The following is an 18,257-nucleotide window of genomic DNA, read 5'->3' as shown; positions in this document are numbered from 1 at the left end:
GACGCCCATATGCCTACGCTCAAGCAAGTCGTTGATGTGCTGGAAGACCTGTATCCGCTTCGATACGCCGAGGAATGGGACGCACCCGGCTGATCGTCGGCGACTTGCATGCGCCGGTGCGCCGCGTCGCCTTCGCGGTCGACCCGACCATGGAGGTCGTGCGCGAGGCCCTGGCCATGTCCGCCGACCTGCTGATATGCCATCATCCGCTGTTCTTCCGCCCGGTGCACGCCGTCTCCGGACTTGATTTTCGCGGTGCGATCGTCGGTGAATTGCATGGGGGCCATTGTGCGCTGTGGGTCGGGCATACCAACGCCGACTGCGCGTACCGCGGGGTCGCGCAGGCAGCCGCTGATGCCTTTGGCCTGATCGAGCAGCGCCCCCTCATTCCGGTGGCCGACTCAGAGGCGAAGCAGCCGGTGGGCTTGGGCCGCATCGGACGGCTTGAGCAACCATTGCGCCTGGAGGAATTCGCGCGCCGAGTTGCCGCAGCCTTGCCGCCCACGAAGCTGGGCGTGCAGGTGGGCGGCGATCCGTCGGCGCTGGTCAGCAGCGTCGCCGTGCTGCCCGGCTCCGGCGACTCCATGTTCGACGAGGTGCGCGAGTGCGCCGCCGACGTGTATGTGACCAGCGATCTGCGTCACCACCCTGCGACCGACACGCTGCAGCAGATGCGCTATGAGGCCTCGCTTCGCGCCGATGGGATTGCAGCGGGACGGGGGAATTCCTCCGGCCGGCCCGCGCTGATCAACACCGCGCACAGCGCCATCGAATCGCTCTGGCTGCGCTACGCCATCGAAGACGTGCCGAAAGCCATGGAACGCAGCGGCGCACAGGGCTTCGACGAAGTGCGGCGCATCGAACGCAGCACCGACCCTTGGGAGCTGTCGATATCGTACGATGATCTCGCTTCCGATAAGCACGCTTCTGACATGCCGTCTTTCGATGGGCAGAGGGTTTCCTACGAGCGGACCCGGCGAGGGGCGCGGTCTGCCATCCTTCGCGACGCCGTCGAGTCGAACAACAAGCCGGCCACAACAGCAAAGGGGAACGACGACATGAAGCACGTCGAGGCCAGAAAAGGGCGTCATTCTGCGCTTGGAGCCGCCCACGATGACGAGGCGGTGCAGGGCACGCGCATCGATATGGACAAGCCGGCGCAGATCATAGGCACGAAGAAGGTCTATCAGGGGGCCATCTTCTCGGTTGAGGATCGCGCGGTGCTGCTTTCCACGCATGAGGGCGAGCCGGTGGCCCTCCGCAGGCAGGTGGTATGCCATGCCCCCAGCGTCGTGATGCTGGTGCACGACACGGCAAACGACCGGTATTTGGCCGAACGCGAGTATCGTGCTGGGTCGAACGTCTTCGCCTACGGCATACCTGCCGGGTTGATCGACCCGGGCGAGGACATGGAGAAGGCCGCTTTGCGCGAGCTGCGCGAGGAGACCGGCGTGGAGCCTGAAGCGGGCGCCGTTCGGATCGATCACGTCGGCGCCTTCCACTCTTCCGAGGGGATGTGCGACGAAATCGCGCATGTCATGGTGCTGCATCTGGACCGCTGGCACAGCGTGGAACGCCACTTCGACGCCGATGAATACGTGGAATCAGCCTGGGTGAGCTGGAGAGAGCTCTCCCGTCTGCCCATCACCTCGTCGAATCCGGTCATCGCGATCCAGCACGAGGAGCTGCGTCGCCTGCGCGAGGAAACCTCAAGCAAAGGCTGAAGGCGAAGGGCGGAGGCCAAGTCTTATTTGCTTTCCCGCCTATCTCGTCCCGGCAGGCCAGCCGCGGCTCGTCGCATGACCGTGGGGGAGCGCAAGGCACGAGCCGGCTCGCCCAAGCCGCTGTCGGCTTAACGCGGCAACGTTAAGAAATGGCGAAAATCCGGGATTTATCAGGCAACCTCGAACGCGGAGCAGCGGCTTGTGCCATACTAGTGTCTATGCAAATCAGACCAGGTTCCATGTATCCGCTTGGCGCAAGCTATGACGGTGCCGGCGTAAACTTCGCATTGTTCTCTGAGGTAGCTGAGAAAGTCGAACTGTGCTTGTTCGACGAGAACAACAACGAGACTCGCGTCGAGATGACCGAACAGAATTCCTATATCTGGCACAACTACATTCCCGGCATCCAGCCGGGGCAGCGCTATGGCTACCGCGTCTACGGGCCGTACGATCCGGCCAACGGGCTGCGCTGCAACCCGCACAAGCTTCTTCTCGACCCTTACGCGAAGGCGATCGAAGGCAACGTCGACGGCGACGAAAGCCTGTACTCGTATTCCTTCGATCATCCCGACGATCTGGCGACGATGAATACGCTCGACTCGGCCGACCATACGATGAAGGCCGCCGTCGTCAACCCGTACTTCGATTGGGGCAGCGACCAGCTGCCGGACATCCCGTATCACGATTCGGTCATCTACGAGGCGCATGTGCGCGGAATCACCAACCTCAACCCCAATGTTCCTCCGGATCTGCGCGGCACCTATGCCGGCCTCGGCTATCCCAGCGTCGTCGAATACCTCAAGAAGCTCGGCGTCACCGCCATCGAACTCATGCCGATCCACCAGTTCGTCAACGATCCCTTCCTGCAGCAGAAGGGCCTGAGCAACTACTGGGGCTACAACACCATCGGCTTCTTCGCGCCCCAAAACTCCTATTCCAGCTCGGGCCAGCGCGGCGAGCAGGTCAACGAATTCAAATCCCTGGTCAAGGCCTATCATCGCGCCGGCATGGAAGTCATCCTCGACGTGGTCTACAACCACACCGCTGAAGGCAATGACAAGGGACCGACGCTGAGCTTCAGGGGCATCGACAACGAGTCCTACTACCGCCTTGTCGACAATGACAAACGGCATTATTTCGATACGACCGGCACCGGCAACTCGCTGCTCATGCGCTCGCCGCACGCCCTGCAGCTCATCACGGATTCGCTGCGCTACTGGGTCACCGAAATGCACGTCGACGGCTTCCGCTTCGATCTGGCGGCCACGCTCGCCCGCCAGTTCCAGGAGGTCGACAAGCTTTCGGCCTTCTTCGACATCGTGGAGCAGGATCCGGTCATCTCGCGCGTCAAACTGATCGCGGAACCTTGGGATGTGGGGTCCGGCGGCTACCAGGTCGGCGGCTTCCCCCCAAGCTGGTCCGAATGGAACGGGCGCTACCGCGACTGCGTGCGCGATTTCTGGCGCTCGCAGCCCTCCACGCTGCCCGAATTCACCAGCAGACTGATGGGCAGCTCCGATCTCTACCAAGTGAATGGGCGTCGACCGGTGGCATCGGTGAACTTCATCACCGCGCACGACGGCTTCACCATGAACGATCTGGTGAGCTACAACTCCAAGCACAACGAGGCCAATGGCGAGGACAACCGCGACGGCGAGAGCAACAACCGCTCGTGGAACTGCGGGGTCGAAGGGCCGACCAACATCAATGACGTCAAGGAGCTGCGCCAGCGCCAGATGCGCAATATGTTCTCGACTCTTCTGGTCAGCCAGGGCATTCCGATGATCAGCGGCGGCGACGAGGTGGCGCGCACCCAGCAGGGCAACAACAATGCCTACTGCCAGGACAATGAGATCTCCTGGACGGACTGGGACCTTGATTCATCGCGGCAGGATCTGCTCGAATTCGTCTCCAAGCTCGTTCATCTGCGTCTTGAGCATCCGGTTCTGCACCGGCGCCGATTCTTCACCGGCCGTGGCCCCAACGACGACAGCTCCACGATTCCGCAGGCGGAGTGGTTCGACCACACTGGTTCGATCATGGATATCGATGACTGGTCGAATACGCACGCCTTCTCGGTGATGCTGTTCCTCAACGGCTCGGACATCCCCGAAACCGACTGGTATGGCAATCGGATGGTCGACAACGATTTCATTCTCATCTTCAACGCCCACTACGAGCCGATCATGTTCACGCTGCCCGACGAGCAGTACGGCAGCAAATGGCAGCTGATCGTGGACACGCACAACCCCAAGGGTCCGGAGCTGAGCTATGAAGCGGGATTCTCCATCACCGCGCAGTCGCGCAGCTTCCTGCTGCTCATGAGCGCCAAGAAGCCCAAGTCGCCGCTCAACTTCTGAGAGACGGGGCTATAGAGCCGCTGCTGCGCGTGCGATCGGGTTGCCGCTAGCTGATTCACGGGCTAGCAGCAACCCGAATCAGCTAACACATGACGTTAGAGAGACCTCTGCAACACTCGATAGCGCTACATGCAACGCAGATGCCGCGCGTTATCGAGGCGAACTCACAAGAGTTCAGCGATTCGCCGAAGGCTTCGGCTCGAGTTCGTCGTTCCGTGCAGGCGTGTCGTTGCCGGATGATTGCGCAGCAGTTGGCTCTGTCCGCGATTCCGGCCTCGGCGCTGATGAGGCGATGGCCGGGAGCGCGTTGTCCGTTTGATGATGCAGCAGCTGCGTCTGGATGCGGTCGGCCTCGATGGCGGCGATCTGGCGCGAGAAGACGATGAACCAGCCCAGAAACAGCAGTCCAGCCAAAGCCTCGACGTTGGTCAGCGTGTTGTCCGCGCGCAACCATTCGATTCCCGCGCCGGCGCATACCACGATCGCCAGATCGGAAACCAGATACATGGCGCGCGAAAGCTGCGGCGCGATCCATGGCAGACCCACGAGCAGCACCGTCATAATGCCGGGCAGTCCGCGCGCGAAGATGTTGTGGATGATCGGATGCGGCGTGTAGCGGAACAGTCCAACTCCCACGAAGGCGATGCCCGAAAGCGTGAGCAGAGCGGCCAAGCATCCAATGCGCACCTTGAAATGGCTGATATTTTCCGTATGCCCGGGGGCGTGACCGTCCGGCCAGAGCCGTCGCATCCGGTAAGTGGTCACCAGCTCGGAGATTGAGAAGTAGCTGATGATGACGATGCAGATGCCGGCCAGCATCAGCGTCGAATTGAACATCTGGGCCGCGAAGGTCGTGCGGTCGCCCAGCTGCGAGAAATTATTGTTGTACCAGTACGGGTCATCGCTGGTCAGCCCCGCTGTGCTCACGCCCGAGACGACGAAGAAGGGCAGCAGCGAGGCGATGGTTTTGGCATCCATCAGCGAGGCCTGCACAAAGGTCACATAGCCCGACACGCCAGCGAATCCGGCGCATAGCGCGGCGATGTAGCTGATGAACGAGCGCCCCATCAGCTCGTTGATGACGCCGAGCACCATGAATGTGACCAGGAACAGCGTGGAGGCATAGACGACCGACAAGGCGAGGATCTCGATGATTCTGCGCGTGACGATAAGCCAACTGCTCCGTCCCTTCAGCGAGCGCGATTTGCCAGCATACGCCACGATGAACGACACGACGCCGCACGCGGCCACGATGCCCGAGGACACGGTGAACAGCCTGCGGCTTACTTGCCAGATCGCCGGTGCCAGCTGCAGATACAGCGTCATGGCGATGCCGCCGATCAGGGCGCAGCACAGGAAAGACATAAGTCCCGCCGATTCCGCATGCTGATGCCGTCCCATAGTCGTTCTTTCCGTGTCTTTCTATGCTGTTTCGGGATAGTGGTGCTGTTCCGTGTTTTTAGTTTGTCGCCGCTGCCGTTGCCGTTGTGCCTGTGGTCGTTTTCTTTTTTGTTCGCGGACAGGGCGTTCAGCGGTGCGAATCGCCGTGCTGCCCCCGTTCGCGTGCCCATTGTATCCGGCCGGTATGTACGAGCAGGTGAGGATGCGTCTCATGAACGGCCTCGTGCAAGAGAACACGTGCGTCATAGCCGGTCCAAGGTTGCTATACAATAGATAGCTGTGCCCTTGGGCATTCGGGCTGTAGCGCAGCTTGGTAGCGCGCCTGCTTTGGGAGCAGGATGTCGCAGGTTCAAATCCTGTCAGCCCGACAAACAGCCCGGTGGGCTGTTTGTAGCAGTGCGCGATTGACGAGCGCACGTCGCTAAACAATGTGGCAGCCGCAGGCTGTCTCCGTTTTTTTTGAAAGCCCGGTGGGCTGTTTGTAGCAGTGCGCGATTGACGAGCGCACGTCGCTAAACAATGTGGCAGCCGCAGGCTGTTTCCATTTTTTTGAAAGTCCGGTGGGCTGTTTGTAGCAGCATACAATGTACGAGCGTGCGTCGCTGGGCATAGTCATCGCCGCAGACGATGTCCATATTTTTTTGAGAGTTCTGTGGATGATTTGATTTGTCGTAGGATTATCGTTCAAATTCATGACATGAAGCAAAGGTCATGAGAAAGCCTACTGTTCCATACCCCCAATTTCCTGCTCTTTTCGGGACCTTTCCTTATGCGATTTACTGCAGCAGACGGCATAATCAGCGTTGAATGCTTTGCTCCGGCCCGTTCAGTGATTCCAGAATCCGGTTGGGGAGAACACAGCGCCAATGCCGCCGGCATCCTGTATCATCCAGTGCGTGGCGAGCCACAGGGCACCGAGATCGAGAACGAGCCACAACAGCATCCACAGTAGGGCGGGGACGCCGGTGCTTTGCGCCAGCATATCGGCATCGGAATCGCGGGCGCCATGCATCGCTCTTTGGCGATACAGTTCGAACAAGGGGCGAATCGCCCCGAAGCACAGGAACCAGGCCAGCGTATAACCTGCGTAGATGCGCAACGCTGCGGCACCCCACCACGATATGACGATGGTCAATGCCAGCGCGACGATGATGGCAGCGAAGCCATACCCGTTGCGGATCCGCACGATCATGAAGGCCAGCAGTACCACGAGCAGCCACAGCGCGGCGCTCGCGTATCTGTTCGCGACTAGCGCCGCGCAGCCCAATCCCCAGAGCGCAGGGGCGATGTAGCCCGCGAAGGTCGTCAGCATCAGACCGAGGCCACGGTTTCTGCCTGCGCTGACGGTGGCACCCGAGGTGTCGGCGTGCAAACGAATCGATTCGAGCCTGCGGCCGGTCAGCACGGCTATAAGCGCGTGCCCGCCTTCATGCGCGATGGTGATGGCGTTTCTCGTCACATGCCATACCGGGCCGGGCAGCACTGCAGCAAGCGCGATGAGTGCACACAGCATGATTCCGCGCACGTCTAGCGGCGGCAGCCGGGTCGTTGAGGAGGCCCATATCGCCTGCAGCATGGCATCCAGCTGGGAGCCTGCGCTTTGAAGGATAGCGAATATCATAGGGCCATTGTGCCATGCGAAATTGGGATTAGCTGTGTGCGGCTATCCACGAGAGGCTGCTTGGGAAACGGCAGCCTCCGGACGAAGAGAAGGATGCCGAACCCAGTGAATGTACGGCTGCTTATTGCCCGTCCGAAACGGTCATAAACTCTCGCAGAATCGTTTCGACGATGGGAAGCTTTGTGTAGCCTTGCTCCCAGTTCAGATGCTTGCCTTCGGGCAGCAGCATGAAGGCCGCGTGCAGATGGCGAGCGAGCGTCTGCGTGTAGACGAACGGCACTTCGTCGTCATCCATGGCGCTGACTACCACCGCGCGGGCGAGCTTCGGCAGCACCTTGGCGTAGTCGATGGGCGTCTTGGTGAAATCGTCGAGGGCTGGAATGGTGCTCAAGGGTTCGTCGAAGCCCGACACCAGAATGAGGTTGACGTCGTGCAGGTCATGCTGCTCCACGAACCGCACGGTCTGGATGCAGCCGAGGCTGTGGCCGACGATGGTGAACCCATCGGATCGCTGAATTTGCTCGTCGCATGCCACATCCCATGCTTGCGGCGTCGGATGGAAAGGATCGGGCAGATTCAGCACCTTGACATCAAGCCCCAATGCCGTGCCGACATCCTGCTTGAGCCAGGGGAACCAGTTGGCTTGAGGATTCGATTCGAAGCCGTGAACCACGTAGACGTCCGCCATGCAATGCCGCCTTTCCTTGGGTGGACATACTTCAACACGTTAACTTCACAAGCATACCGCTGCGTTGTTGCTGAATCGGGGAGTGCTTTAGTATGTTCGCCTCGCAGCGAATTTAAGCATATCGGGTGCGAGCTGTCGACATTGATACAAGAAGTCCTGATAATTGCGGCTATCTCGCTTATGTGAGGCGTTAATCCCACGGCACCCCAAGTATCAATGGCCCAAAACGGCGGTTCCCGGCCTCCTGATACTCGGCCCTTTAAGAAATAGCGCCTCACATAACGCAGATAGACCTCCGCAGCACCTTAATAACGCCTCACATAAGCGAGATGCGTCCGCGTGAGTCCGAAATTCGGAATTTTTCTTCGCGATATAGGCAAACGGACCGTTCATCTTGGCATATTGTTCGTCTCGGCATATCACTGAGTACCCGCAGTCGGGCGCAACACAGCTGGTTTCGGGAACGGCAACTTCCATGCGGTGGATGGCGCATCGATGGCACCGTAGTCCTCGGATTTGACCTCGATTGCGCTGGGGGAGGCGTTGACGATACGAACGGGAACCCATGCGCCTGCCTCGGTCAGCATTTCATATGGCTCGAACAGATACGACAGGCCGAGTTCGTCAAGACACCGCTCGGCCGCCATCCAGTCCACAGGCCAGGTTCGGCGCTCGCCCAGCAGATCAATGGCGACGAAGCCATCGCCTTCCGACACAATCCATCCCAAGCGCTCATGGTCGCCTTCGCGCCGGTATTCAATCCAGTTCTCATGCATGGCGACACGCTATCACATCCATCCGGACCTGAATCATCAATCCTCTTGTGCGCGCCATCAATCGGAAAGTTCTATCAGTCTACTGGTAAAACCTCTCTGATTCGGAAAGTTCTATCAGTAGACTGGTAAAACTTTTGGATTTAGGACTATCGCTATGCTGAATGTCGGATCTAACCTACAACAATGCTCGAGAAAAGAAGCCGACCATGAACCGCAGCAATATCGTCAGCGTGCTTGCGCGCATCTATGTGGACGACATCGAGAAGGCGCTGCCATTATATGAGCAATTGGCTGACGGCGAAGCTCCGCATCGTTTCGATTTTGGCGAGGTTCGGCTGGCGAAGGTGGGCGTTTTCCTGCTTGTTCAGGGCGCGTCGGACGAGGTTCGCTCCCATGCGGTCACAGTGAATGTCCGCGATATTCGACCGGTGGTCGACGCCATTCGGGCCGCAGGCGGCGAGCTTGTGGAAGGGCCAGCTTCCGGGCCTAATGGCGCCCGGCTGATCGCTCGGGCATCCCGACGGCACAGTGCTCGAATACATCGAGACGGGAGAACTGTAGATGTACATGTGTCCGGCGCCATGGTTGATCTCGCGGGCTGTTTGTACTTCTAAGGACGCTAGGTGCATATGTTTGGTGCCATAGGGGCGTACGCCGCGACACACAGAGCGTATGCAGACAAGCAGACGAAGACGCCTGCTATCTCGTAATCACGTTTTTACATTGGGTCTGTATCGTGCGTATTCGTGCAGGAGGCTTGTGAGAGGCGCAATGGATACGGCGGACATGAGAGACTGCCTAATCCGCTTGCAGGCAGTTTGCGGGCAAGTGTGCGAGTAGCCATGCAAGCGGCCTCACAGCGAAGGCTCTTGCTGTTTTCTGCAGATTCCGCCATCGTTTCCGGCTAAGGCCAAGGGTTTGCGAATGAGATTTCGTGGGCAGACAGGGCTGCGGACAACCCCATGAAAGGAGGTGGATGTGAGCGAGACGATGCGCGACGCGTTGTTCCTGGCGGTGTTGTTTGTTACCAATGTCATTCAGGCGATCACGGGATTCGCGGGAACGGTGCTGGCCATGCCCGCCTCGATGCTGCTGATCGGCACGGGCGAGGCCCGCGTGGTGCTCAACGCGATGGCGTTCGCATCCTGCCTGTGGATTGGCGTGCAGAACCGTCGGCATATTCGCTGGCATGAGCTTGCCCGCATGGTCGGGTTCATGGCTATCGGCATGGTCGCGGGCATCATGCTCTACGGTCTGCTGCCCATCGCCCCGCTGCAGAAAGCATACGGAATCTTCATCATCCTCGTGGCACTATATGGTCTGTTCTTCCCTGCGCACAGCAATCCTCCCCAGTGGGTGCTGATTGCGGTGCTGCTGATGGCGGGCGTCGTGCACGGCCTGTTCGTGTCCGGCGGGGCGCTGCTCGTGGTGTATGCCACAGCGGTGCTGCGCGACAAGGACGAGTTCCGAGCGACGGTCTCCTGCGTGTGGGTTGCGCTGAACATATTCATGGGTGCGCAACAGGTCGTAGCTGGTGAATGGACCCCACATGCGTTGGTGCTGGCGGCGTTAGGCCTGCCATTGCTTGCGGTGTCGATCGTCGTGGGCAATCGGCTGCAGCGGCGCATCAGCCAGCGCGCATTTCTGCTGCTGACCTATGTGCTGCTTATCGTTTCCGGCATTTCGATTGTGGTGTGAGCGATTGTGGTGTGAGCGATTGTGGTGTGAGCGATTGTGATGTGATTGCGCACAGGAAGTTGAAGCGCACTGCAAGCGAGTGTGCTGTGAGTAGGGTGCTACGGATGAGATAGCGCGATGGGCGGCAGCAAGAGAGCGCAATGTGCCTGTCTGCGGGGCATGGAGGAATACGGGAATGCATCGTAATGAGCAGTACATCGAGGTGTGAAATAGTCGGCATATGAAGGCACGCAGACGTGCGTGACTGTGCCTTGCGCCGGCAAAGCGTTTGCCGGGTGGAGGACAGGCAAGAGCATCGAAAAGAGCATGAAAGGAGCATCTGGCTATGACGGTCCGATTGAAGGAATTGTACGAGCAGGCGCTGGCGCAGGGCCATGACATCGTGCTGGTGACCGGCTCGAAAGGGCTGGAGCGCCCGGTGCGATGGGTGCATATGGTGGAGAACGAGGAGATCGCCGGCTTCCTGGAAGGACAGGAGATCGCTTTCACCACCGGCATCGGCTTGGAATCGCAGGCAGGTCTTAAGGAGCTGGTCGCCAGCGCCTACCACTGCGGGGCCAGCGGCATCGTGATTAATCTCGGACCGTTCATCCACTCGATAGGCCCCGACGTCATCCAATTTTGCAAGGAGCGCGACTTTCCGCTGTTCCGGGTCCCGTGGAGCGAGCATATGGCGCAGATCATGCACCAGTTCAGCCTCGACATCACGATGAGCGAGAAGCATAGCATCGAACTTGCCGCGGCTTTGGAGAACGCCATCTTCTGGCCCGCGCGCGAAGAGATGTACATGGAGTACATGGAGCAGGACGGTTTCGGCAAGGACTGGAACTACTGCGTCGCCGTGTTCGACGTATGCGCCGTGGCGCGTGGCGTCGCTACCGGGGCTTATGTGCCCGATTCGCGGCTCGATGCTTTCGTGCGCCGGATTGAATCCCTGATGACGATGCGGCAATGGCGCTCGGTGGTGCTCACGATCGAGCATCGCATCGTGCTCGTGTTCGCGCGATACGCGATTGACGCTGCCGCCGCGATGGTGCATGAGATACTTGCGCTCTGCGTCGAATCGCTTGCAAAGAACGAGCAGATCTTCGCAGGGGTCGGCAAGGTCACGCATTCCGCGCGGTGCATCGGCAAAAGCTATCATCAGGGGCTTATGCTCGACAGGCTGCAGAGGCATCGAGGCAAGCCGCGCGATCCGCTGCTCTATGACGAGGCGGGCGTCGACAGGCTGCTGCTCTCAATCGATGATCAGGAGATCCTCGAGGACTACTACATCAACAGCATCGGCCCGCTCATTGAGTATGACCGGGTGAACGACGGCGATCTGACGCAGGTGCTGAACAACTATCTGAGTTCGAGCGGCAGCATCAAGGAAACCAGCGAACGCATGTTCGTGCACAGAAACACCGTGAACTACAAGATCAGCAAGATACAGGATCTTCTGGGCGTGAACCTCTCCGATTTCTCGGTGCGCATGGAGCTGCTCATCGGGCTGCACGTCAAGGAGCTGCTCGACTGCTGAGAGCAGGCGGGAACGGCTGAAATAAGCCAAAAAGCCTGAACGCAAGCTGCAGACGACCGCTGAATGGAGCTGCCGCAAGCCTTCTCGTTCCTTTCATTCCAGACCCGTGCAACCGCCTTCAGGGGCGCAGCCAAAGCCGCAATCAGAGCGGCAACCATGACCGCTGCCAGCTCTGTGGCACCGTTCGTTTCTTTATGCTGGAGCACAAAGAGTCTCGTGCGCTGGCGCATTGCTGGCTGAGCATCGCCTCCATAGACTGCTAGATAAGACCCACGGAGGCAAGCAACACAAGCTCCTCACGGTCAGATGACAACCGCTTCGCACGGACTGCATTCGCGCATCGGCAACATATTCGTTGATGGCGCGGCCCGCTCTCGCAAGGAAGGAACGCAATGGAGGAACTGACAGGAGAACAGGTGGCCCAGCTGCACCGCGAGCATGTGATGCAGCCCTGGCATAAGCAGGGAGGCGATGTCACGGCGATCTCCAAAGCCGACGGCATCTACTTCTGGGATTATGCGGGAAAGCGCTACGCCGACATGTCCTCGCTGCTGGTGTGCTCGAATCTGGGCCATGAGCTGCCCGAGATCGTCGACGCCATAAAAGCACAAGCCGACCGGATGTGCTTCATGTCGCCTGCATACGCCACCGAGCCGAAATCCCGTCTGGCCGAAAAACTGGTCGAAGTGGCGGGAGCCGACTTCTACCAGCGCGTGTTCTTCACCAACGGCGGCGCGGACGCGAACGAGAACGCCATCAAAATGGCCCGCATGGTCACCGGGCGCGCGAAGATCCTGAGCTGCTACCGCAGCTACCACGGCGCCACGTATGCCGCATCGAACGCTTCGGGCGACTGGCGTCGCTTCGCCGCCGAGACGGGCGGATCGCTGCCGGGGTTCGTACACTTCATGAATGCGAACATGTACGAGAACGGCTACACGCGCGGCGTCGATGATGCGGAGGTGACCGCCGACTATCTGCAGCGTCTCGAAGAGCAGCTGCAGTACGAAGGCCCGACGAGCGTCGCTGCGATCATCCTGGAAAGCGTGGTGGGCGCCAATGGCGTGATTCTGCCGCCGAAGGGATATCTGGAAGGCATCCGCGCACTGTGCGACAAGTACGGCATCCTGATGATCTGCGATGAAGTCATGTCCGGCTTCGCCCGCACAGGCAAAATGTTCGCCTGGCAGAACTTCGACATTCAGCCCGACATGTTCAGCTTCGCCAAAGGCGTGACCTGCGGTTATGTGCCGTTGGGCGGAGTGGTGGTCTCCAAGGCCATCTCCGACTACTTCTGCGACAACGTGCTGCAATGCGGCCTGACCTACTCCGGGCATACGCTGGCCTGTGCCGCAGGAGTCGCCACGATGGACTACTACGCTGAGCACGATGTGTGTGCGCATGTCTTGGAGATGGAAGCCATCTTGAAGCCCTACCTCGAAAGCATGCAGGCCAAGCACCGCTGCGTAGGCGAGGCTCGCTGCATCGGATTGTTCGCGGCGCTCACCATCGTGAAGAACAAGGAGACCCGCGAGCTGATGTCGCCGTATCACGACGCGCATTCGGTGATGCCCACCATCATGGGCAAGCTCATGGAAAAAGGATTCGCCACCTTCGGGCGTGAAAGCAACATCAACATCTGCCCGCCGCTGACCATCACCGAGGAGCAGCTGCGCGAGGAGCTTCCCAAGCTGGACGAAGTGCTCACATGGGTCGACGAGAACCTGTGCAACTGACGGCCAATAGCAACGACAACGTTGAGATCACCACAACTAAGGAGGTGAGATGATGAACTGGGACTATGCACAGCCGGTGGCCATCCGTTTCGGCAAGGGCCGCGCCACGGAAGTCAACGATGTGGCCGCTTCGATGGGGCTGCATAATGGTCTGCTGGTGACCACGCCATCCTTCGTGCGCAACGGCCAGGCGCAGCGTTTGGTCGACGCCCGCGATGGCATGCTGACCACGGTGTTCTCACAGTTCTCGCCTAACCCCGATGTCACGGAAGTCGACGCCTGCGCCACGGCGATCAAGGCCAACGGCTGCGAATTCGTGGTCGCTCTGGGCGGCGGCAGCGCGATGGACCTCGCCAAGGCGGCGGCCAGCATCTGCATGGGCGATGAGTCCATTGCGCAATACCACGGCACCGGCAAGACCTTGCCGGGCGAGCATTTGCCATTGATTGCCCTGCCTACCACGGCGGGAACGGGAAGCGAAGTCACCTGCGTATCCGTGCTCACCGACCGCGCGCTGGGCAAGAAGGCGCCGATCGTCTCAGACGGGTTCTACCCCAGCGTGGCGATCGTCGACCCCGAGCTCACCTATTCCGTGCCGCCATACGTCACGGCGTGCACGGGCATGGACGTGCTCAGCCAAGCGATCGAAGGATTCTGGAGCAAAGGCCACCAGCCGATATGCGACGCCTGTGCGCTGCATGCGGCCAAACTTGTGTTCCAGTATCTGCCCATCGCCGCCGCTCATCCCGACGACGAGGCTGCATACATAGAGGCGCGGGAGAAGATGTGCGAGGCCTCGATCATCGCCGGCCTGGCATTCACACTTCCCAAGACCACATCCTCGCACGCCTGTTCCTTCCCACTCACGAACCTCTACGGCATCCCGCACGGCGAGGCCTGCGCCCTGACGCTGGATTATTTCGCCAGAATCAATCAGGACGCCCAAGGCGGCCGAGTACAGGAATTCGCCCGGGCGCTCGGCTTTGCGAACGCCAGTGCCATGGCGGATGCAATCTACAAGCTCAAGGCGAGTCTGGGCCTGCGCACCGATCTGAGCGACTTGTCCCTTGGCGACGAGCAGATAGCCGAGCTGGTGCGCATCAGCAGACATCCTAACTTGTACAACAATCCGGTTGAAATCAGCGATGACATGCTTGACGCAATGTATCGCAGCTTGGCCGGCATCGGTTAACTCCGATTGCCGGGATAGGAAACAAGCGGCCCGGCGATCTTACAGGAAGCAATCCAATGAGAAAGACGGGAACAATGAAACAGCGAATGCTATCAACGATTGCAAATGGTTCACGTAGGCTTCAGTCGATTTTTTCGCTGATTCTGCTTATTGTCGTCTGGTGGGCGGTCACTGCCGCGAAACTGGTGAACCCTCTCTACCTGCCAAGTCCAGGCTCTGTATGGAATGCGCTGGTCAAGGCAAACAATTGTCATCCCATCACTCAAGGATCCAACAAAATCGTCTGCGGCGAGCAGGAATATTTCCTCTGGCAGCACTTGCTGGCCAGCCTGCAGCGTATCGGCGTCGGCATGGGATTCGCGATTATCGCCGGAGTGCTGCTTGGATTTATTCTCGCATCGGTGACCTGGCTTAATCGCATCATCATGCCGTATGTAAATTTCATTCGAGCACTGCCGCCGCTAGGCTACATCGGTCTGCTGATCGTCTGGTTCGGCATCGGCGATACTTCAAAGATATGGCTGCTGTTCCTTGCGGCATGCCCGCCCATCGTGCTGGCAACGGTGGAGGGAATCTCCGGGGTGAGTACTGATCGCGTCAATTCGGCGAAGTCATTGGGTGCCGGCACATTGCAGGCTTTTGTACACGTGGTATTTCCCAGCACACTGCCGTCGATTATGAGCGGCATCAGGCTGGCTGTCGGATTCACATGGACTACGGTCGTTGCAGCTGAGCTGAATAACGGCATTCCAGGCATCGGTGCACTTGCCTATTTGTCTGGCACTCAGCTCAATACGCCACTGACCATTGCCTGCATCATCGTCATCGGCATCGCTGCTTTTGCCCTCGATGGTCTGATCGTGCTGCTCACGCGGATGGTCACGCCATGGGTCGGAAGGGAATAAGGAACAGGCCAACGAAACCAGTTTATTCATCGATTCAAAAAGGGCACAATCATGAAACGCAAGACAATATTATTCGCGAATTCACGCAGCGCATGGATCAAAGGCATCGCGGTAGCGGTGAGTGCCATGCTCGTCGGATCGCTTGGAGCATGTGGAGCGATGCAAAAGGCCGACCAGCTTTCCGGCGCTTCAAATGCTTCGTCTGAGAAATGCCCCGTCACCGTCAATAAGGAAGCCAAAGGCACCATTCGCATCGCCTGGCAGGCCATTGCGAATGCCGATCTCGTCGTCAAAGACCGCAAGCTGCTCGAGGCCTGCATACCGAATGCAACCATCCAATGGAATCAGTTCAATTCCGGAGGCGATGTGGTGCAGGCGTTCGGCTCGCGCTCTGTCGACATCGGGCTGGCCGGATCAAGCCCGGCCGTGAAATCGGTATCGGCTCCGTTGAATCTGAAGGTCAAGGTTCTGTGGATCCATGACATCATCGGCGAGGCGGAATCCTTGGTGGCCCACAACTCGTCGGCCAAATCGATCAAGGATCTCGCTGGTAAGAACATTGCCGTGCCATTCGGTTCCACTTCGCACTTCAGCTTGCTGTCCGCGCTCAGCCAGGCCGGCATGGACTCTTCAAGCGTCCACCTCATCAACCTCGACCCTGATAAGATGGCTGCGGCTTGGGGGCGTGGCGAGATAGACGCGGCATGGGTGTGGGACCCGGTGCTTTCCAAACTCAAAGCGGACGGTGGTTCGGTCGTGACTTCGAGCGCGGCAACGGCGAAGAACGGCGCTGCGACCTTCGACATGGAACTGGTTTCGGATGACTTCATCAAAGCCAATCCCAGCGCCGTCGAAACTTGGACTGCGGTTGAGAACTACGCGATCGGCCTCATCGCCAGCGATCCCGATAACGCCGCGGACTCGATATCGGCGCAACTCGGTAACAGCCCGAAGGACGTCAAAGTTCAGTTCAAGGGATATTCCTACCCGGACGCTGCCGAGCAGTCCAAGATATTCTCCGACCAACTGCCCGGCATTTTCAAGGCGACTGCGCAGTTCCTCAAAGGCCAAGGCGATCTTGACGCTGTAAATGCGGACTACGCGCCAGCGCTCTACACAACGGCGATCGACGCGGTGGCGAAGCAGTAGGACTGCATTCGCACAGCACGAAAGGAGTGTCACGATGAGTGAACAGACGATGGCTTGGGACGAGCTGACCGAGCGAACTGCGATGAGCAAGCAAGGAATCGCTGCCGATATCCGAGGGCTCCAACAGAGATTCACCACACAGGAAGGAGATGAAGTTATTGCGCTGCACGACATCAATCTGCAGATCAAAGAGCACGACTTCATCTGCGTCGTAGGACGATCCGGTTGCGGCAAAACCACATTGCTCAACGCCTTGGCCGGATTCGAGAAGCCAACTGAGGGAGAAATCATCTTCCGCGGCGCCAAGGTCGAAGGGCCAAGCCCCCGTCGCGGCGTGGTATTCCAGAAGCCGCCTCTCTATCCGTGGCTCACCGTGCGCGGAAACGTGGAGTTCGGCATGAAAATGCAGAATGTGAAGCAGGATGAGCGGAAGGAGCGAGCCGAACAGTATCTCGAGCTGGTCGGTCTCAAAGATGCTGCCGATCGTCGTCCTTACGAACTCTCCGGAGGCATGCAGCAACGTGCGCAAATCGCCAGAGTGCTCGCCACCGACCCGGATCTCATCCTCATGGACGAGCCGTACGGTGCCTTGGACGCATTGACTCGCGAGCGCCTGCAGAATGAGTTGCTGCGCATCTGGGAGGATCATAAGAACACGGTGTTCTTCATCACTCATAGCGTCGACGAGGCGATTTTCCTCGCCACACGGGTCATCGTTATGAGCGCGCATCCAGGAACCATCAAAATGGACATCCCCATCGACATTCCTCGCGATACGGCGAATCAGGAAGATATGGAGAAGGTACGTTCTGATCCCCGTTTCGTAGAGCTGCGCGAGCGAATCACCGAAGCCATCTACGAACAGGATGACCAGCAGTAAGGTCGCGGTATATCAGGCAATGAGCAAAGTTGGTATGCATATGCCGCACGTCTTCGAGCGTGCGGCATATGCATACCAAGGCTCCCATAGGATAAGTCATGGCGTTTGCGGAACGGGGAGCGAACAGATCGTTGTTCAGCCATGAATAGCGGTTGAAGCGATTGAGTTTTACACGAAACCGCAGCTCGGCACCGCAAACCTAATCGGTGCGAGAAGCGCTGCATTATGGGACGGTTGCTGACGCAGTGTGCCCCGTTTGATAGGGTTGAAGAGATATTTGCAGCGGCATTGTTGCAGTTCCTTGGCAAGGGGGCCTTGTATGTGGTGCCAAGGCGGGCAGATGTCAATCAAGAAAGGAGCTTTCCATGAGCGACGAAAACCAGACATCGGATACGGACTAGACGCGATTCGATAACGAGAACCCGACAGGTGATTCCGGCCCTGCGCAGGTTCCGTTCGGACAGACGCCGTCTGAACAGCCACAGCAACCCTCCCAGCCGGCGACGGCTGCATACGGTGCGAATGCTTTCCAGCCGGCAGGACCGCAATTCGGCCATGCTCCCCAGCAAGGTCAGCATGTTCCCACGAACGGGCAGGCTCCCCAG

At 59.0% G+C, this 18,257-nt stretch carries 15 protein-coding genes, 1 tRNA gene and 1 pseudogene; 12 read left to right on the top strand and 5 right to left on the bottom strand.

All coding sequences use genetic code 11. From position 1 onward, the window contains the following. Positions 1-9: 9 nt before the first annotated feature. The 3 genes and pseudogenes from BISU_RS01895 to glgX all read left to right on the top strand — a co-directional run. Positions 10-896, top strand: a pseudogene (locus tag BISU_RS01895) (Nif3-like dinuclear metal center hexameric protein); the annotation flags it as partial. A gap of 249 nt (positions 897-1,145) precedes the next feature. Next, positions 1,146-1,724, top strand: a complete 579-nt coding sequence (locus BISU_RS11895) for an NUDIX hydrolase (RefSeq protein ID WP_226839180.1) — start codon at positions 1,146-1,148, stop codon at positions 1,722-1,724. A 218-nt stretch (positions 1,725-1,942) separates the two neighbouring features. Continuing rightward, positions 1,943-4,084, top strand: coding sequence for a glycogen debranching protein GlgX (glgX, locus tag BISU_RS01890; RefSeq protein ID WP_152599030.1), 2,142 nt, complete (start codon positions 1,943-1,945; stop codon positions 4,082-4,084). 174 nt (positions 4,085-4,258) lie between these two features. On the opposite strand, the gene BISU_RS01885 is transcribed toward glgX, so the two are convergent. Continuing rightward, positions 4,259-5,485, bottom strand: a complete 1,227-nt coding sequence (locus BISU_RS01885) for a hypothetical protein (protein ID WP_024462903.1) — start codon at positions 5,483-5,485, stop codon at positions 4,259-4,261. 294 nt (positions 5,486-5,779) lie between these two features. On the opposite strand from BISU_RS01885, the gene BISU_RS01880 reads away from it, so the two are divergent. Continuing rightward, positions 5,780-5,853: transfer RNA gene (locus BISU_RS01880), tRNA-Pro, on the top strand. 458 nt (positions 5,854-6,311) lie between these two features. Here the strand turns inward: BISU_RS01880 and BISU_RS01875 are convergent. From BISU_RS01875 to BISU_RS01865, 3 genes are all read right to left on the bottom strand, one after another. Next, positions 6,312-7,106 (bottom strand): M50 family metallopeptidase, encoded by a 795-nt coding sequence (locus BISU_RS01875; RefSeq protein ID WP_024462904.1) that lies wholly within the window; start codon positions 7,104-7,106, stop codon positions 6,312-6,314. Positions 7,107-7,227: 121 nt separating this feature from the next. Beyond that, a complete protein-coding gene (locus tag BISU_RS01870; RefSeq protein ID WP_024462905.1) occupies positions 7,228-7,794 on the bottom strand; it encodes an RBBP9/YdeN family alpha/beta hydrolase in 567 nt (188 codons plus the stop codon). A 419-nt stretch (positions 7,795-8,213) separates the two neighbouring features. Next, complete coding sequence (locus tag BISU_RS01865) at positions 8,214-8,570, bottom strand: hypothetical protein (RefSeq protein ID WP_024462906.1); 357 nt, start codon at positions 8,568-8,570, stop codon at positions 8,214-8,216. Between the two features lie 161 nt (positions 8,571-8,731). Between BISU_RS01865 and BISU_RS01860 the strand changes: the two genes are divergently transcribed. The 8 genes from BISU_RS01860 (at position 8,732) to BISU_RS01825 (ending at position 17,652) form a co-directional block, all read left to right on the top strand. After that, positions 8,732-9,184 carry a VOC family protein gene (locus BISU_RS01860; protein ID WP_202805540.1) on the top strand — a complete coding sequence of 151 codons (453 nt, stop codon included), beginning with the start codon at positions 8,732-8,734 and terminating at the stop codon, positions 9,182-9,184. Positions 9,185-9,548: 364 nt separating this feature from the next. Further along, the gene (locus BISU_RS01855) at positions 9,549-10,268 is read left to right on the top strand and encodes a sulfite exporter TauE/SafE family protein (protein WP_081672607.1); all 720 of its coding nucleotides are present in this window, start codon (positions 9,549-9,551) and stop codon (positions 10,266-10,268) included. Positions 10,269-10,593: 325 nt separating this feature from the next. Continuing rightward, positions 10,594-11,790, top strand: coding sequence for a PucR family transcriptional regulator (locus BISU_RS01850; RefSeq protein ID WP_024462908.1), 1,197 nt, complete (start codon positions 10,594-10,596; stop codon positions 11,788-11,790). 392 nt (positions 11,791-12,182) lie between these two features. Further along, the gene (locus BISU_RS01845) at positions 12,183-13,526 is read left to right on the top strand and encodes an aminotransferase class III-fold pyridoxal phosphate-dependent enzyme (protein ID WP_024462909.1); all 1,344 of its coding nucleotides are present in this window, start codon (positions 12,183-12,185) and stop codon (positions 13,524-13,526) included. 49 nt (positions 13,527-13,575) lie between these two features. Next, a complete protein-coding gene (locus BISU_RS01840) occupies positions 13,576-14,718 on the top strand; it encodes an iron-containing alcohol dehydrogenase family protein (RefSeq protein WP_202805539.1) in 1,143 nt (380 codons plus the stop codon). Positions 14,719-14,792: 74 nt separating this feature from the next. Next, on the top strand, positions 14,793-15,623 hold the full coding sequence (locus tag BISU_RS01835; RefSeq protein WP_202805538.1) for an ABC transporter permease: 831 nt from the start codon (positions 14,793-14,795) through the stop codon (positions 15,621-15,623). A 51-nt stretch (positions 15,624-15,674) separates the two neighbouring features. Then, positions 15,675-16,772 carry a taurine ABC transporter substrate-binding protein gene (locus tag BISU_RS01830; RefSeq protein WP_024462912.1) on the top strand — a complete coding sequence of 366 codons (1,098 nt, stop codon included), beginning with the start codon at positions 15,675-15,677 and terminating at the stop codon, positions 16,770-16,772. 34 nt (positions 16,773-16,806) lie between these two features. After that, positions 16,807-17,652, top strand: coding sequence for an ABC transporter ATP-binding protein (locus tag BISU_RS01825; protein WP_202805537.1), 846 nt, complete (start codon positions 16,807-16,809; stop codon positions 17,650-17,652). A 347-nt stretch (positions 17,653-17,999) separates the two neighbouring features. Here BISU_RS01825 and BISU_RS13065 read toward each other — a convergent pair. Next, a partial coding sequence (locus BISU_RS13065; RefSeq protein WP_233419498.1) for a hypothetical protein occupies positions 18,000-18,257 on the bottom strand: 258 nt, incomplete at its 5' end.

The organism is Bifidobacterium subtile (assembly GCF_000741775.1).
GTDB lineage: Bacteria > Actinomycetota > Actinomycetes > Actinomycetales > Bifidobacteriaceae > Bifidobacterium > Bifidobacterium subtile.
The sequence above is the reverse complement of the archived record's forward strand: the minus strand, read 5'-3'. Positions and strand labels throughout refer to the sequence as shown.

Excerpts from the sequence above, each read along its gene's own strand:
- BISU_RS11895 (WP_226839180.1), top strand. The coding sequence starts at position 1,146 with ATGGACAAGCCGGCGCAGATCATAGGCACGAAGAAGGTCTATCAGGGG.
- glgX (WP_152599030.1), top strand. The coding sequence starts at position 1,943 with ATGCAAATCAGACCAGGTTCCATGTATCCGCTTGGCGCAAGCTATGAC.
- BISU_RS01885 (WP_024462903.1), bottom strand. The coding sequence starts at position 5,485 with ATGGGACGGCATCAGCATGCGGAATCGGCGGGACTTATGTCTTTCCTG.
- BISU_RS01875 (WP_024462904.1), bottom strand. The coding sequence starts at position 7,106 with ATGATATTCGCTATCCTTCAAAGCGCAGGCTCCCAGCTGGATGCCATG.
- BISU_RS01870 (WP_024462905.1), bottom strand. The coding sequence starts at position 7,794 with ATGGCGGACGTCTACGTGGTTCACGGCTTCGAATCGAATCCTCAAGCC.
- BISU_RS01865 (WP_024462906.1), bottom strand. The coding sequence starts at position 8,570 with ATGCATGAGAACTGGATTGAATACCGGCGCGAAGGCGACCATGAGCGC.
- BISU_RS01860 (WP_202805540.1), top strand. The coding sequence starts at position 8,732 with ATGTCGGATCTAACCTACAACAATGCTCGAGAAAAGAAGCCGACCATG.
- BISU_RS01850 (WP_024462908.1), top strand. The coding sequence starts at position 10,594 with ATGACGGTCCGATTGAAGGAATTGTACGAGCAGGCGCTGGCGCAGGGC.
- BISU_RS01845 (WP_024462909.1), top strand. The coding sequence starts at position 12,183 with ATGGAGGAACTGACAGGAGAACAGGTGGCCCAGCTGCACCGCGAGCAT.
- BISU_RS01840 (WP_202805539.1), top strand. The coding sequence starts at position 13,576 with ATGATGAACTGGGACTATGCACAGCCGGTGGCCATCCGTTTCGGCAAG.
- BISU_RS01835 (WP_202805538.1), top strand. The coding sequence starts at position 14,793 with ATGAAACAGCGAATGCTATCAACGATTGCAAATGGTTCACGTAGGCTT.
- BISU_RS01830 (WP_024462912.1), top strand. The coding sequence starts at position 15,675 with ATGAAACGCAAGACAATATTATTCGCGAATTCACGCAGCGCATGGATC.
- BISU_RS01825 (WP_202805537.1), top strand. The coding sequence starts at position 16,807 with ATGAGTGAACAGACGATGGCTTGGGACGAGCTGACCGAGCGAACTGCG.